This is a genomic window from Devosia psychrophila (assembly GCF_000971275.1).
GTDB lineage: Bacteria > Pseudomonadota > Alphaproteobacteria > Rhizobiales > Devosiaceae > Devosia > Devosia psychrophila.
This window is the reverse complement of the sequence record NZ_LAPV01000228.1, coordinates 1-15,287: the sequence shown is the minus strand read 5'-3', so window position 1 is coordinate 15,287 and position 15,287 is coordinate 1. Positions and strand designations below refer to the sequence as shown.

At 61.0% G+C, this 15,287-nt stretch carries 14 protein-coding genes; 9 read left to right on the top strand and 5 right to left on the bottom strand.

What is annotated here, in order from left to right:
- The first annotated feature begins 430 nt into the window (after positions 1-430).
- On the top strand, positions 431-4,177 hold the full coding sequence (locus WH91_RS21080; RefSeq protein ID WP_046172982.1) for a vitamin B12-dependent ribonucleotide reductase: 3,747 nt from the start codon (positions 431-433) through the stop codon (positions 4,175-4,177).
- Between the two features lie 727 nt (positions 4,178-4,904).
- Positions 4,905-5,627, top strand: a complete 723-nt coding sequence (locus WH91_RS21075) for a hypothetical protein (protein ID WP_143078106.1) — start codon at positions 4,905-4,907, stop codon at positions 5,625-5,627.
- A gap of 473 nt (positions 5,628-6,100) precedes the next feature.
- Here the strand turns inward: WH91_RS21075 and WH91_RS21070 are convergent, their stop codons facing one another.
- From WH91_RS21070 to WH91_RS21060, 3 genes are all read right to left on the bottom strand, one after another.
- Positions 6,101-6,382, bottom strand: a complete 282-nt coding sequence (locus WH91_RS21070; RefSeq protein ID WP_345840348.1) for a GIY-YIG nuclease family protein — start codon at positions 6,380-6,382, stop codon at positions 6,101-6,103.
- A gap of 237 nt (positions 6,383-6,619) precedes the next feature.
- A complete protein-coding gene (locus tag WH91_RS21065) occupies positions 6,620-7,201 on the bottom strand; it encodes an SOS response-associated peptidase (protein WP_046172979.1) in 582 nt (193 codons plus the stop codon).
- Positions 7,202-7,595: 394 nt separating this feature from the next.
- A complete protein-coding gene (locus tag WH91_RS21060; RefSeq protein ID WP_046172978.1) occupies positions 7,596-7,991 on the bottom strand; it encodes a GFA family protein in 396 nt (131 codons plus the stop codon).
- Positions 7,992-8,149: 158 nt separating this feature from the next.
- Between WH91_RS21060 and WH91_RS24820 the strand changes: the two genes are divergently transcribed.
- From WH91_RS24820 to WH91_RS25865, 3 genes are read left to right on the top strand one after another with little or no spacing between them, the layout of a single operon-like run.
- Positions 8,150-8,305, top strand: a complete 156-nt coding sequence (locus tag WH91_RS24820) for a hypothetical protein (protein WP_158409619.1) — start codon at positions 8,150-8,152, stop codon at positions 8,303-8,305.
- 10 nt (positions 8,306-8,315) lie between these two features.
- Complete coding sequence (locus tag WH91_RS21055) at positions 8,316-8,771, top strand: GNAT family N-acetyltransferase (protein ID WP_046172977.1); 456 nt, start codon at positions 8,316-8,318, stop codon at positions 8,769-8,771.
- Positions 8,768-8,890 (top strand): hypothetical protein, encoded by a 123-nt coding sequence (locus tag WH91_RS25865; protein WP_280140233.1) that lies wholly within the window; start codon positions 8,768-8,770, stop codon positions 8,888-8,890. Before WH91_RS21055 ends, WH91_RS25865 begins: the two co-directional genes overlap by 4 nt.
- A gap of 100 nt (positions 8,891-8,990) precedes the next feature.
- On the opposite strand, the gene greA is transcribed toward WH91_RS25865, so the two are convergent.
- Complete coding sequence (gene greA, locus WH91_RS21050; protein ID WP_046172976.1) at positions 8,991-9,473, bottom strand: transcription elongation factor GreA; 483 nt, start codon at positions 9,471-9,473, stop codon at positions 8,991-8,993.
- Positions 9,474-9,487: 14 nt separating this feature from the next.
- A complete protein-coding gene (locus WH91_RS21045; RefSeq protein WP_199533565.1) occupies positions 9,488-11,383 on the bottom strand; it encodes an adenine deaminase in 1,896 nt (631 codons plus the stop codon).
- A 181-nt stretch (positions 11,384-11,564) separates the two neighbouring features.
- On the opposite strand from WH91_RS21045, the gene WH91_RS21040 reads away from it, so the two are divergent.
- The 4 genes from WH91_RS21040 to WH91_RS21025 all read left to right on the top strand — a co-directional run.
- Positions 11,565-12,599 (top strand): ABC transporter substrate-binding protein, encoded by a 1,035-nt coding sequence (locus tag WH91_RS21040; RefSeq protein ID WP_046172975.1) that lies wholly within the window; start codon positions 11,565-11,567, stop codon positions 12,597-12,599.
- A 55-nt stretch (positions 12,600-12,654) separates the two neighbouring features.
- Positions 12,655-13,479 (top strand): ABC transporter permease, encoded by an 825-nt coding sequence (locus WH91_RS21035; protein WP_046172974.1) that lies wholly within the window; start codon positions 12,655-12,657, stop codon positions 13,477-13,479.
- Positions 13,476-14,267 carry an ABC transporter permease gene (locus tag WH91_RS21030; RefSeq protein ID WP_046173011.1) on the top strand — a complete coding sequence of 264 codons (792 nt, stop codon included), beginning with the start codon at positions 13,476-13,478 and terminating at the stop codon, positions 14,265-14,267. The genes WH91_RS21035 and WH91_RS21030 overlap by 4 nt, the downstream gene beginning before the upstream one ends.
- 3 nt (positions 14,268-14,270) lie before the next feature.
- Positions 14,271-15,287, top strand: a 1,017-nt coding sequence (locus WH91_RS21025; protein ID WP_046172973.1) for an ABC transporter ATP-binding protein, incomplete at its 3' end; no start/stop codon positions are given.

Sequence of the window (15,287 nt, the reverse complement as noted above, 5' to 3'; positions counted from 1 at the left end):
GGCGATCTCTGAGGAATCCCGTGGCCTTAGCCCGGACTCCTACGCCTCGTTTTCTGCTTCGACCCCGGCTCTCCAAATGGCTCAATTCCACCAGCCAACTCCCCTATTTTCCTTGCACTTTGTCCCCGTAATTCACATATTACCCCTACTAGTACTCGTGTTGCATGGCTGCCAGACCACTAGCCCTTGTGATTTGTGTCGTTGACGCGTGCTCTGAATCGGCAGAATGTTTTGACAAGGCCAGCAGCACTCGTGTTGCAGGCAAGCCCTGGGTAGGAGCGCTGGCAATCAGACCGGCGCCGGGCCTGGGCACAGGCAAAATTTTGGGCCCGCTTGCGGGTCCGGTTGGTGAAGCGTCAACACAGATTTGGATGAGAAGCCGTCAGTCGGCTCGCGGGCACCTGTGTGCTCGTTACATTGGGGAATACGAATGCGCATTGAACGCCGGTTCACAACCGCTGACCAGGATCGCTACGCGTCCATCGACTTCCGCTCGGCCACGAGCGAGATTCGCAATCCCGATGGGTCGGTGGTCTTCAAGCTCGAAGATATCGCCATCCCCACGACCTGGAGCCAGGTCGCGGCCGACATCATCGCGCAGAAATATTTCCGCAAGGCCGGCGTCGCACAGGCGCTCAAGAAGGTCGAAGAAAACTCCGTGCCGTCCTGGCTATGGCGCTCCGTCCCCGACGAGGCTGCGCTCGCCAAGCTGCCCGAAGACAAGCGCTATGGCTCCGAACTCGATTCTCGCCAGGTCTTCGATCGCCTTGCCGGCACCTGGACCTATTGGGGCTGGAAGGGCGGCTACTTCGATAGCGAAGCCGACGCCCTCACCTTCCGCGATGAACTCGCCTATATGCTGGCCACCCAGCGCGTAGCGCCGAACTCACCGCAGTGGTTCAACACGGGCCTGCATTGGGCCTATGGCATCGACGGCCCCGGCCAGGGCCACTTCTATATCGACCCCTTCACCAACAAGCTCGTCTCCTCGAAAAGCTCCTACGAGCACCCGCAGCCGCATGCCTGCTTTATCCAGTCGGTCAGCGATGACCTGGTCAATGAAAACGGCATCATGGACCTCTGGGTCCGCGAGGCGCGCCTGTTCAAGTACGGTTCGGGCACCGGCACCAATTTCTCGGCCCTGCGCGGCTCGGGCGAGCGTCTCTCCGGTGGCGGCAAGTCGTCGGGCTTGATGAGCTTCCTCAAGATCGGCGATCGCGCTGCTGGCGCCATCAAGTCGGGCGGCACGACGCGTCGCGCCGCCAAGATGGTGGTGCTCGATATCGATCACCCCGATGTGGAAGAATACATCAACTGGAAGGTCAAGGAGGAGCAGAAGGTCGCGGCCCTCGTGACCGGCTCCAAGGTTGTCTCCAAGCACCTCAAGGCGATCATGAAGGCCGCCGTCAACTGCGAAGGCAGCGGTGACGATTGCTTCGACGTGGCCAAGAACCCTGCCCTCAAGCGCGAAGTGCGCGCCGCCAAGAAGGCGCTGGTGCCGGAAAACTACATCTACCGCGTCATCCAGTTTGCCCGCCAGGGCTACACCAACATCGACTTCCCGGTTTACGATACCGATTGGGACAGCGAAGCCTACCTCACAGTGTCCGGCCAGAATTCCAATAACTCTGTCCGCGTCACCGATGACTTCCTGCGCGCCGTCGAAGGCGACAGCGACTGGAACCTGACCTCGCGCAAGGATGGCAAGACCGTCAAGACGCTCAAGGCCCGCGATCTGTGGGAACAGGTCGGTTATGCCGCCTGGGCATCGGCTGATCCCGGGATCCAGTATCACACCACCATCAACGAATGGCACACCTCGCCCGAAGCCGGTCCGATCAATGCATCGAACCCCTGCTCGGAATACATGTTCCTCGACGACACCGCCTGCAACCTGGCCTCGGTTAACCTGCTGCCCTATCGCAACGCCGACGGCTCGTTCAACACCGCCGCCTATGAGCACACTGTCCGCCTGTGGACGATCGTGCTCGAAATCTCGGTGATGATGGCGCAGTTCCCCAGCCGCGCGATTGCCGAACGCTCGTTCGAATACCGTACCCTCGGCATCGGCTACGCCAACATCGGCGGCTTCCTGATGACCTCGGGCATTCCCTATGACTCCGAGGCTGGCCGCGCCATTGCTGGTGCCGTCACCGCGATTCTGACCGGCGTGTCCTATGCCACCTCGGCTGAAATGGCCAAGGAGCTCGGCCCGTTCAAGGACTACAAGCGTAACGCCAAGCACATGCTGCGCGTCATCCGCAACCATCGCAACGCCGCCCACGGCAATGCGGCTGGCTACGAAGGCCTCAGCATCACCCCCGTCCCGCTCGACCACGCTTCGCTGATCGATGCGAACCTGAGCGAACGCGCAAGACAAGCTTGGGACAACGCTCTGGCGCTCGGCGAAAAGCACGGCTACCGCAACGCCCAGGTCTCCGTTATCGCCCCGACCGGCACCATCGGTCTGGTGATGGATTGCGACACCACCGGCATCGAGCCCGATTTCGCGCTGGTCAAGTTCAAAAAGCTCGCCGGTGGCGGTTACTTCAAGATCATCAACCGTGCCGCTCCCCCGGCCCTGCGTACGCTGGGCTATGCGGAACATGAGATTGCCGAAATGGAGGCCTATGCGGTCGGCCACGGCAATCTGAACCAGGCACCCGGCGTCAATCCATCGACGCTACGCGCCAGGGGCTTCACCGACGAAAAGATCGCCGCCCTCAATGCCGCGACCGCTTCGGCCTTCGACATCAAGTTCATTTTCAACCAGTGGACCCTCGGTGCCGATTTCCTCAAGAGCCTCGGCGTTACCGACGAGCAGCTCAGCGACTTCACCTTCGAGCTGCTGCCCTTCCTCGGCTTTTCCAAGAAGGACATCGAGGCCGCCAACATTCACGTTTGCGGTGCGATGACGCTGGAAGGCGCGCCCCACCTCAAGTCCGAGCACCTGCCGGTGTTCGATTGCGCCACGCCATGCGGCAAGATCGGCAAGCGCTACCTCTCGGTCGAGAGCCACATCCTGATGATGGCCGCCGCGCAGCCCTTCATCTCGGGCGCCATCAGCAAGACCATCAACATGCCCAACGACGCCACCGTCGAAGACGCCAAGGAAGCCTACATGCTGTCCTGGCGCCTGGCCCTCAAGGCCAACGCGCTGTATCGCGATGGCTCAAAACTCTCCCAGCCGCTGAATTCATCGGTACTGGCTGCGGCCGACGAGGAAGACGATGAAGACGTCGCGGAAAACTTCGCTTCGATGAACGCCGACGCCCGCATCCCAGTGATTGCCGAGCGCATCGTCGAACGCATCGTCGAGCGTGAAGTCGAAATCCGCAGCCGCGAAAAGATGCCGGATCGCCGCAAGGGCTACACTCAAAAGGCCGTCGTCGGCGGACATAAGGTCTATCTGCACAGCGGCGAATATACCGATGGCCGCCTCGGCGAAATCTTCATCGACATGCACAAGGAAGGCGCCGCCTTCCGCGCCATGATGAACAATTTCGCCATCTCCATCTCGATCGGCCTGCAATATGGCGTGCCGCTGGACGAGTTCGTGGAGGCCTTCACCTTCACCCGCTTCGAGCCCGCCGGCATGGTCATGGGCAATGACCGCATCAAGAACGCCACGTCGATCCTCGACTACGTGTTCCGCGAACTGGCCGTCAGCTATCTCGACCGCGACGATTTGGCCCACGTCAATCCCGATAGCCCGACCTCGCTCGGCAAGGGCGTCGGCGAAGACCAGGCCCCTTCGCAGCCCGCAGCCGCCCCTGCCCCAATGCCCGCCGAACGCTTCGTCTCCCGCGGCATGACCCGCGGCAAGGTGAACAACAAGTCTTTGATGATCGTCCCGACAGCCGAGGTCTCCTCGTACGGCACTGTTGTCTCGATGAGAACGTCCTCACCACTAAAGGCTGACGCATTTGCTCGGGCCCAAGACGAGACATTGCTACGGCCGATGGCAACTCCGGGTGCTGAAGTTTCAGTCGACCCAGTGGAAATGGGTTTCTCCCTCCCCGAGAAGTTCTACGACTTGGCCGCAGCCCGCCGCGAAGAATCTAAGGCCCAAGGCTATACGGGTGACGAATGCAGCGAATGCAATAACTTCACCATGGTTAGAAACGGCACCTGCCTGAAATGCCAGACTTGCGGCGCAACGACCGGGTGCTCCTAAATATAACAATGCTCTGAAGTACACCGACTTTATAGTCGACCCTTTAGACGAAGCACAAATTGAAGCCACTGCAAATCAGTGGCTTCAACTATCAAAATTTATATTTGGCACTGACTATTTCAATATGGTGCACTTTATCCGCAGTGTAATTCAGCCAGAGGTAGGAAAGAGCGAAAAACTGCTCATAAACGTCCAACCAAACGGAACGGCCGGACCACCAGCCAAGGTCACTTTCGACCCACTCACCCTCCATGTACGCGCCAGTACATGGCGCATCGCAGAGTTCCAGAATTCGCCGCTCGAACGTTATATTTTAGGCCATGAATGCGGCCATATACTCTTGCATGATGGACGAGCGAAGGGATTTTCCAGTGATCCGGCGAGTAGAGTTTCTTCGGTGGAGAAATTCCGATCGGCGGAATGGCAAGCAGATAGATTCGCCGATTTTCTACTGATGCCTACAATTGTCGCAGAGCGGTATTCCAGTGCGCATCAGCTTGGTATTCGTGCTGGAGTTCCAGAGCAGATGGCCAAAGAAAGACTGTCTCAAATTGAGCAATACTGGCGATTATATGGGCGGCCCTATGGGCTCGACTACTGCACCAATTGCTTCTGCAGTGATACAGCACGCATTGGCTCTAGAACAAAATGCAAGTCATGCGGAATAATTGGCACTCTAGAGCTGTAAACGTTCATAATCTTGCGGTCAAAACAGGAGGTCGAAACGGTGAGCACAAATCCACCCGTGATTTCAGCCAGCTTACTGGCAGAGTATTGTTTTGCTTCGGCGGCACGCCGCAGGGCAATCTTGGAGCTTATGCACGACGACACTTTTGAACCGTTTAAGCTGTGGTACGGGGAAGTTCCCGGTGCCTATCGGCAGTATGTAGCTAGCCAATGCCGTGATGACGGACGGCTGAAAGGCCTAGAGGAACAGCTAGTCAAGCGAGAAGCAAAAAGCGACGAGGATGATAAAAAGGCTCTGAAGCAACTCGATGCCCTCGAGCACATAAGGCATCTAGATCATTCCGAAATCCTACTCGCCGCCCATGCTTTTCCCTTCGATCATAACGTTCGCAATTTCGCCATATCGAACGTCACCGTCCGAGTTAATCCAACCAACGTCTTAACCGCGCCCCGACTGGGACGCACGGCTTTCGATGTAGGTGTGCTCAAGCCCCGCCTGATGGCGAGCCGAGTTCTTCCCGAAGACGAGGGGCGTTCGTTTGCAGCCATTCTCCATTGGTTTGCAGAGATCGAACTGGGGCATGTTGGCATTGCCGAACCTAGCCTGTGCGTTGTGTCGGATGTATTCGCTCGCAAGCTTCACTTTGCTCCCCTCAAGCACAAGCAAATTCGCCGAGCCATCGAAGCGAACTGTCAAGAAATAGCTGATCGCTGGCCTAGTTTCACGCCAAAATCTACAAGTGCCTCTAGGCTTACAGCGTAATAGTAAGTGCAGGTTTTCGGCGGCAGTGCCAACACCACCCCCGCGGTGTCATTCCGGCGAAGGCCGGAACCCATCCTGAGATGATCGAGCGCCCCGTGAGCGCGGAAAACCTCAGGCTGGGTCCCGGCCTTCGCTGGGATGAAATCGGAGCTAGAGTGGCGCACGGTGGGCTCGTGAAGCGCCACACCTAAGGCTCACGGACCGAGGTCGCCACGAGGTTCCTGTCGAACCACCCGTCAAAACAAAAGTGTGGTCAACTCACCCGACTTGGTCGGGCATCAGCCTATCCACCCCCAACGATGTCATTCCGGCGAAAGCCGGAACCCATCCTGAGATGATCGGGCGCGCCGTGAGCGTGGAAAGACCTCAGGATGGATCCCGGCCTTCGCCGGGATGACACCGGGGACGGGATAGCATCGCGACAGTGTCTAAACCCAAGCGTGCGATGGCATCGCAACGGACACCGGGCCCGGTCAGCCAAACACATCAGCCGACAAATCCCGCCAATCTGGGTTCATCTCCTCGATGATCCGATCCTTCCAGGCCCGCTTCCAGTCCTTGATGCGCTTTTCGCGGATGATGGCGGATTCCGGGTCGTCATGAACTTCGTACCACACCAGCTTGTCGCAACCCCACTGGTCGGTGAAGCTACCCTTGAACACATGGTTCTTATGCTGCCAGACACGACCAGCCGGATTGCCAGTCACGCCAGTATAGACCGCGCCATGTTTGCGATTTGCCATGATGTAAACCATGTAAGTCTTGCCCATGAGCGATATCAAACATGGTAACCCACCAGTTACAATGCCGTTAATGTTCACCAGGGCCAACACCCCCACAAGGTCATTCCGGCGAAGGCCGGAACCCATCCTGAGATGATCGAGCGTGCCGTGAGAGTGGAAAGACCTCAGGATGGGTCCCGGCCTTCGCCGGGATGACATCGAAGTTGGGGGAACATGGGAGTTAAGTGCGATCACCCCTCAATCACCCCCTCACTCCTTTCCCTCCCTAACCACCTCCACCACCAGCGACCCCGCCGGCAGCGACCGCAGCAGTTCCTCCTCCGGCTTGGTGAGAAACAGCCACGCCGCCCAGTCTTCGGGCTGCAGCACGCACACCTGCCGGTCATGCACCGGCGCGATGTCAGGCCCCGGCTCCGTCGTCAACATGGTGAAGCTCAGCGCGCCGTCGGCGTCTTCGCTCCACAGCCCGGCAATGCCCATCACGGCGGCCCCCTTGAGGGCGAAGCGGTGCTTGGTCTTGGGATATTTGGTGCCGGTGAATTCAAAGAATCCCGACAGCACCACGACACATCGACGAGAATCCGCAAAGTGGCGGCCGTCCGACTTGAAGTTGAAGATCGGCCCGGCCTTGGGTCGCGGCGGCGGAAAGCCGAAGCGCATCGAAACCAGCTCGACGCCATTGCCCGACGCGCGCAGCACCGGCCCCATATCGCCGATCCGCACATCGTCAGCCGCGACCAGCGCCGCGTCATCGCCCGCCGCCAGTTCCAGCGCCGCAATCGCCTTGCGGTAATCGGCCGGGCTCACATGCTGTTCATAGTCATTGCACATGGCCCCAGCAAAACACGCGGCAGCACTGTCGGCAATTGGCTGAAACCCCGCGCGCAAAAATCTTATCCCCGCGCCCTCCCCAAGCGCTTATTCTGCTCGCATCTCTCCGGGACGCGGGTGGTACTGCAGCGACCAGTAGCCGGAGAGACCGCCGGGAGGGTGAGGGTCGCGCCTCCCCTGGGCTGCGTGGAGGTGACAATCGGGCGGGCGCTACGGCAAACGCTGGGGTCACGATCCGCCTTCCGACAAAGTCCCGGCGCCCCGAGGCGTCTTGCGTCTCATATTATCTAACTACTCAGAGGCGAAAGTCGCCTCGGGGCCCACTCGTATCTCACCGGCAGCCAAACTGGCCGACCGGCGCAGCACCGTGCCCGGTCGCCGCCAAGACGGGCTATCAGTCCTGCTCGCGCCCGGTACCTTCCCGCCCATGCGCAAACTGCGTCATCCCCTCAAACTCCGGCAGCCACGCCTCGCGCCGCACTACCCAGCTTTCATAAGTCGGCCTGAACTGATCCGGCGCATCCAGCGTCCCGAGATGAACCTCCACCTCGTCCTCCCACCGCGCAAACACCGATGAACCGCAGCGCGGACAGAAATGCCGGTGGTTGTAATGGCGGGTCTCGCCAGTGACTGTCACCGCGTCCTGCGGAAAAATCGCCGCCGCATAAAACAGCGCACCATGATGCTTGCGGCAGTCGAGGCAATGGCAAATCGCCACCCGATAAGGCTCGCCGCGCGCCACGATGCGAACATCGCCACAAAGGCATCCGCCGGCAAATACTTGCTCCATGTAGGTCTCCTCCAGCCAGCACAACGGACATCCAACCCCTTGCGTTGCCGCCATGCAAGTCAGGCTTTACGTCCGCCTTATGCCGGCATGCCGCATTCGATATGGCAGTTTTACGGCCCGCCGCCGCACACTCCGCCCGCAACCAATCGGAGTGCATCATGATGCGTTTTCCCTACCCCCTCTATCTGCAGCAGCACAAGGACCCGCAGGAGGCCGGCCAGCAGACCGACCAGATATCGAACTGGACGCTGGCCTGGATCTGCGCCGCCTTCTGGGGTGTCATCCTCGCCATAGCGCTGCTGGTTACGCTGTAGGAGCCGCGTCATGCAAAAACCGTTGAAGCATTTCCAGACCTTCGCTCGCCTGCATGATGGCAGCCACGACGATGCCGCCGCCCTCTGGGCGCTGTCCGACGGCCTGCCGGGCGGTCTTGGCGGCGAGCGCCCGGTATGGCCGGCGCTGATCCAGGCCGAAGACTGCCATGTGCTGGTGGCGACCGAGTGCCAGCTGATAATTGGCGCCGCCGTAATCTGGCATCACAAGGATTCGGCTGCGGCGCGGCTGGCCTGGCTGGGAGTCTCGTCGGCAGCTCAAGGCTTCGGCGTCGGACAATTGCTGGTGGAAACGGCGATTGCGCGGGTCGGCATCGAAGGCGCTGCGGTCATCACCGCCCATCTGCCAGCCGAAGCGACCTCGTTGCACGGCCTGCTGGTCGACGCCGGCTTCATTGCACGCGACAATGGCCAATTGCGCCTGCCCATCGGGCGCAGCATGCGATGAGCCCGCATCTTCCCAAAACCACCGGCGCCACCAATTCCGACAAGGGCGTCCTGCTCATCATCGCGCTGGTCTGCGTTCCCGTCGCCATCTGTGCCGGCTGGCTCGCGCTGCTTTCCTGACCCGGCCGGTTCAGCAAATTTATCCCCGCCTCGACAGCCTGTGGCATCATCTCCCCATTCCCGCCCCCGCTTTTGCGCAAGGGTTGGGGAGACCGGCGGCCTAGGCAATCGTGACCACTTCCAGCTCATGCTCGCCGACGCTCACTGCGTCATCCACGGCCTTGCCCATCAGCGCCTGGGCGATCGGCGAAACATACGAGATCGACCCGGCTTTCGGGTCGGCCTCGTCCTCGCCGACGATGCGATAGGTCTGCACCCGGCCGTCGTCGCGGCTGAAGGTCACCGTGCTGCCGAAGGCCACCACGGCATTGCTCTCGGGGGCCGGGATCAGCTGCGCGGTGCGCAGCCGTTCGGTGAAATAGCGCAGGTCGCGAAACGGATTGGCTGCCTGTCGCCGCCGCTCGTTGACGTCCTCGATTGTCATGGCGGCATCATACTCGGCCCGCGCTTCGGCAAGCTGCCGCTCCAGCGCCTTGCGGCCCGCCGCCGTCACCAGGTTTGGCGCGTCCGAAATCGGCCGATCCGGCAGCATGGTCTCCGCCGCCGTTTCGGCACTGTCTTCCTTGGTGAAAGCAACGCTCACGCGAAAATCCTCGTTTACCAGACCACGGCGTGGGTTTGCCCCGTCGCCACGTTGACGAAGCCATTCGGCGCCAGCGGCGACGGCGCCACCAACACCCAGCGCCACGGTGCGCAGGTCAATGTGGCAAAAGCCAGCCGTTCTGGAAAACCGGGCCACCAGCGTGGCGAAAACGTCGGCTCATACATCCACTCGACGCTCTCACCGGCACGATACAGCCCCTGCATTTCGGCATCGAGCTCATGCGCCGGACGACAGGTCATCAACCCGCCAACCTCATAGCGCACCGTCGAGACCAGTTCGCCCCGAACCACCAATGCCCAGCCGCCCTGCGTCTCCCGCAGCGCATTCACCGCCCTGGCCATCGCCCCATCCGACGACCCGACAACCCAGATATTGTGCTTGTCATGCCCCATCGAACAGGCCAGCGCCGTGTCCTCGGTCTTGGGGCCAGTCCCCAACCAGAACATGGCCGACGTCTTGCCCTCGCTCGAAAACCGATCGACAATGGCAAACTTGGTGATATTGCGCTCGGCATCGCGTTGCACCAACCCATCCACCACCGCCAGTTCCGTGGTGATGAAATCATCCGCCCAGTGAAACGGCCGCAGCAGCGCCGCCATCACCGTCTCCCGACCCTCCGGCGCCGCTACAGCAAAATTCGCCGCCGTGATCTCACGTTCGATCTTTACAGTTTGCGTCGCCCAATGCGGCCACTCGATCCGGGGCAAAGCGCCCACATAGGCAGGACCCTGCGACACCTGTTCGCCATCAGCCCACACCTCGGCGATAGACAAAGTTGTTAGATCATCCAGTAGCACCAGGTCGGCAAAGCGCCCCGGCGCAATCGAGCCAACCCAAGGCGTCAGCCGCATATGCCGTGCCGGATTGATGGTCACCAACTGAATGGCAATCTCGGGCGCCAAGCCCGCCTCTATGGCCAGCCGCACATTATGGTCCGTCGCGCCCAGCTTCATCGTGTCCGAACAGGATCGGTCGTCGGTACACAGCGCGAACTGCGACCAATCCTGCTGCCCGTCGGCCAAAAGCCCGCTGAAGATTTCCTTCAGCGAATGCGGACGGATTTCCATGAACAACCCGCGCCGCAGCTTGTCCGCGACCTCTTCCACCGTCCAGGCCTCATGATCTGAAGCCATGCCGGCCGCCGCGAAGGCGTTGATATCGTCGATCGCCCGCATGCCCGCCGCGTGACCTTCCACCACTCCGCGCTGCTCGAACGTAGCGCGGATCATGCCCCACAACCGCTCATATGACGGGTTCTCGGGGTTCCACACCGCCGGCCAGTCCATCACCTCGTCGAGCCCCGCCACCATCAACTGGCTGCTCAGAAAATCGCGCTGCTCGTCATAGCCGAAATGGCCGCCACCCCACTCATAGGCCGTCGGCGGCACGGCCGAACCGGGCAGCGGGAAAATCTTCATCGGCGATCCCGCAAGGCGCGCCTTGAGCCAGAACTCCAGATTATGCGGCCCATCGACGTTGGAAAATTCGTGGCTGGCCTCGCAGGTCCAGGTGCAGCCACGCGGCAGCACCAGCGCCGCTTCATATTCCGGCGTCAGGTGGCTCGATTCGATATGTTTGTGCACCTCGCCAAAGCCCGGCACCGCGCTGAGATGGCTGCGATCGACCCGCTCGTCCACCGTACCCGTATATTTCCCTGTCGGGCCAACCCAGGCGATGCGGCGCCCGGATACCACGATCTCCTGATCGTCGTGCCAGCGGCGGCCATTGACGTCGAGCAGACGGCTGACACGGATGGCCCGTGTCGCCCCGCGCTTGCCCAGCGCCACCAGCGCCAGATGTTGGCGGATACGCACCTCGTCGGCAGCATTGATCAGAAGGTCGTCCGGCAAATCAGTCAACTTCAGTCGGCCCTCATCCAGCGCCTTGATGACCGCGGTGGCGCCCTTAGTCTTTAGGCCCGGCAATCCAGTTGATAAACCTCAAAAGCAATCTCCAGCCCAAACATTGGGCTTGCAGTGACATCGCCGCAAAATTAGGCTTCGAGCGGGAGCATGCCATTCTAAACCGATCGTCGCTTTGCGTGGCCGCGATGCAAACAGGAAGCCGTCAATGAACAAAATTCTCGTCACCGCTCTGGCGATTTCCGCCACGGCCATGCTGTCCGCTACACCCGCCCTGGCGCAGGGCAAGACCCTGACCATTTCGTGGTGGGGCTTCAACGGCGAAAAGCTGGAATCCATCGTCCTTGCGCCCTTCCGCGCCCAGTGCGGATGCGAGATTGTGTTCGAGACTGGCAATAATGGCGAACGTCTCAACAAGATCCAGATCCGCAACGGCGCTGGCGTCGACGTGGCCTATTTCTCCGACAGCTTCAGCCAGCAGGGCATCGAAGCTGGCCTGTTCCAGAAGATCGATCCGACAAAGATTCCGAACCTCGCCGGCATCTACGACCTTGCCAAGGACCCACAGGGCGGCTACGGCCCGGCCTACACCATCGGCCGCGTCGGCATTGTCTATGACACCACAAAGGTCACCACGCCGATCACCTCGTGGAACGATTTGTGGCGCGAAGACCTCGCCGGCTCGCTGTCGCTGCCCGGCATCACCACCACGGCTGGCCCGATGGTCGTGATGAAGGCTGGCGATCACGCTAGTGTCGATGCATTCGCCGATGAAGACGCAGCCTTTGCCGCTGTCGCTGAGCTCAAGCCCAATGTAGTCAAGAACTACAATACTGGCTCGGAAATGATCAACCTGTTCTCGACCGGCGAAATCAGCGCCGCCATCGCGCAGGATTTCACCCTTGGCCAGATCCAGGCTGCGGTGCCGACCGTCGAATGGGCCGACCTGTCCGAAGGCGCCATCGTCACGCTAAACACGGTCAATATCCCGACCGGCGCCGCCGAACCCGAACTGGCCTATGAGTTTATCAACTTCATCCTGTCGCCCGAAATCCAGCAGCAGCTGGCCGAACAGGGCGTAGATGCCCCGGTGGTGACCTCGGTCGAACTGACGCCCGAGCAGGCTTCGCTGTGGACATATGGTGCAGACCTGATTGCCGGCCTGCAGCGCATCGACTACGCCAAGATGAACGCCGCCAAGGGCGGCTGGGTCGATCGCTGGAACGAAATTTTCGGCATGTAATCGCCTTGACGGGGCGGCTCCGGCCGCCCCGCCCTCCTTCTGCAAGGCCAAAAGAATGAAACGTTTTGCCGGCTGGAGCCTGGCCTTTCCCGCGACCCTGCTGATCGTGGTCTTTCTCGTGCTGCCGGTTCTGGCAACGATTTGGACAACCTTCACCACCCCCGCCGGTCCCTTTGCCACCTATCTGTCCTTCTTCGGCAGCAGCTTCCGCCGCACTGTGCTGTTCCGCACCATCCAGGTGTCACTCGCCGTCACCGCCATCGCGCTGGTCGTTGGCTTCCTCACCGCCTATGTGGTGTCGCGCGCACCGGGCTGGCTCAAATCCATCCTGATCATCGCTGCCGTATTCCCGCTGCTGACCGGCGTCGTGGTCCGTTCCTTTGCTTGGCTGATCATCCTCGGCAAGAACGGCATTCTCAACTCCACGCTGCTCAACCTGGGCCTGATCAGCGAACCGATCACCATGCTCTACACGCAGGGCGCTGTGATCGTCGCCATGGTCTACCTCTTCGTGCCGCTGATGATCCTGACGCTGGTCGGCGTGCTCGAATCCATCCCCGATGACCTGATCCAGGCCTCGGCATCGCTGGGCGCCAAGCCGTCCGCCACCTTCATGCAGGTCACCTTGCCACTGGCCGTTCCCGGTCTGATCGTCGGTGCCGTGCTGGTGTTCACCGGCAGCTTCACCTCCTACGCCACGCCGCAATTGCTCGGCGGCGAACAAGTGATGATGATGGGCACGCTGATGTACCAGCAGGCCATGGTCACCTTCGATTGGGTCGCCGCTTCGACCATTGCCGCCGTCATGGTCGTTATCACCATTGCCATCGTGGCCGCGATGAACGCCGTTGCCCGCCGCCTCAACCCGATGGCCACCTGATGACCCGGAACATTCACCCACTGCTCATCGCCGGCACAGTGCTGGTCTTCATGTTCCTCGTCGGGCCGCTGATCATCGTGCTCGGCGCCGCCCTTAGCGACACCACCTATCTGACTTTCCCGCCACAGGGCCTGTCGCTGCGCTGGTTCGAGAATATCTTCCAGATCGACGCCTTCCGCCGCACCATCTTCACCAGCCTGCAGATCGCGTTGCTGTCGACCACCATCGCGCTGATCATCGGCATTCCTGCCGCCTACGCGCTCAATCGCCACCGCATCCAGCTTCCCGGCTGGCTCTCGACGCTGTTCATCCTGCCGGTGCTGGTCCCCGAGCTGGTGCTCGGCTTCTCGCTGCTGAAAAATCTGGCCGTACAGTTCAATTCGCCGATCTACATTTCCCTTCTGTTCGGCCATTCGCTGATCGTCCTGCCTTATGTGGTCCGCGTCATCTCAGCCTCGCTGGCCTCGTTCGATTTTTCCATCGAGGAAGCCGCCATCAGCCTCGGCTCACCACCGCTGAAAACCTTCTTCACCATCCTCTTGCCCAATGTCCGCTCCGGCGTCATCGCGGCCTTCATTCTCGCCTTCATCACCTCGATCAACGACGTTTCCATCTCGATCTTCCTGACCGGGCCGGGTCTTTCCACCCTGCCGATCCAGCTGCTCGCGCATATGGAGCAGTTCTTCGATCCCACGGTAGCCTCGGTTTCGGTGCTGCTGATGCTTCTCACCGTGGCCGTGATGGCCGTCGTCGAGCGTACGCTCGGCCTGACCTTCCTGGCCAAGTAACCCATGACCCAGTCCCTTACGCTCGACTCCATCTCTGCTCATTACGGCTCCACCCAAGTGCTGGAAAACTTCTCCCTGGCCGTTGCCGAAGGCGAGCTTGTCTCGCTACTCGGCGCCAGCGGCTGCGGCAAGACCACCACTTTGCGCCTTGTCGCCGGCTTCCTGCAGCCGACCTCGGGCACCATCACGCTGGGCGGTCGCGACCTGACCCGCCTGCCGCCGCACCAGCGCGACATCGGTCTCGTGTTCCAGAACTATGCGCTGTTCCCGCATCTGTCGGTTGCCGACAATGTCGGCTTCGGCCTCAAGCAGCGCGGCATATCCGGCAATGCCAAGACCAAACGCGTCGGTGCCATGCTCGACCGCGTCGGCCTTGCCCACCTCGCCGACCGCCTGCCCGCTGCCCTGTCCGGTGGCCAAAAGCAGCGCGTCGCCCTCGGCCGTGCGCTGGTCATCGAGCCACCGCTGCTGATGTTCGACGAACCCCTCAGCAACCTCGACGCCAAGCTCCGCATCGACATGCGCGTCGAAATCCGCCAGCTCCAGCGCGCTAATGGCACTACCTCGGTATATGTGACACATGACCAGGAGGAGGCCTTCTCGATCTCCGATCGCGTCGCCATCATGCATCAGGGCCGCATCATGCAGCTCGATACACCCGAGCGCCTCTACCAGCGCCCAGCCAATGCCTTCGTCGCCCGCTTCGTCGGCTTCGAAAACCTGATCGCCATGAAGGTGGTCGAGCGCGATGGCGCCAAGATTACCGCCGAGGCGGCCGGCGGTGTCCGGCTCACCCTGCCGCTCGAACAGTTCGGTGAAATTCCGGACAGCTTCATCCTGGCCTGCCGCGCCGATGGGCTGCAGGTCACCGACAACGCCGCCATGGAAGGCATCCCGGCGACGCTGGGCCTGCGCACCTATCTCGGTCGCGCCTACCAGTACCAAGCCGAAACCCCCGCCGGCCGCCTCGGCGGTAATCTTGGCGCCATCGCGCTCGACCACCTTCATGGCGATCAGGTT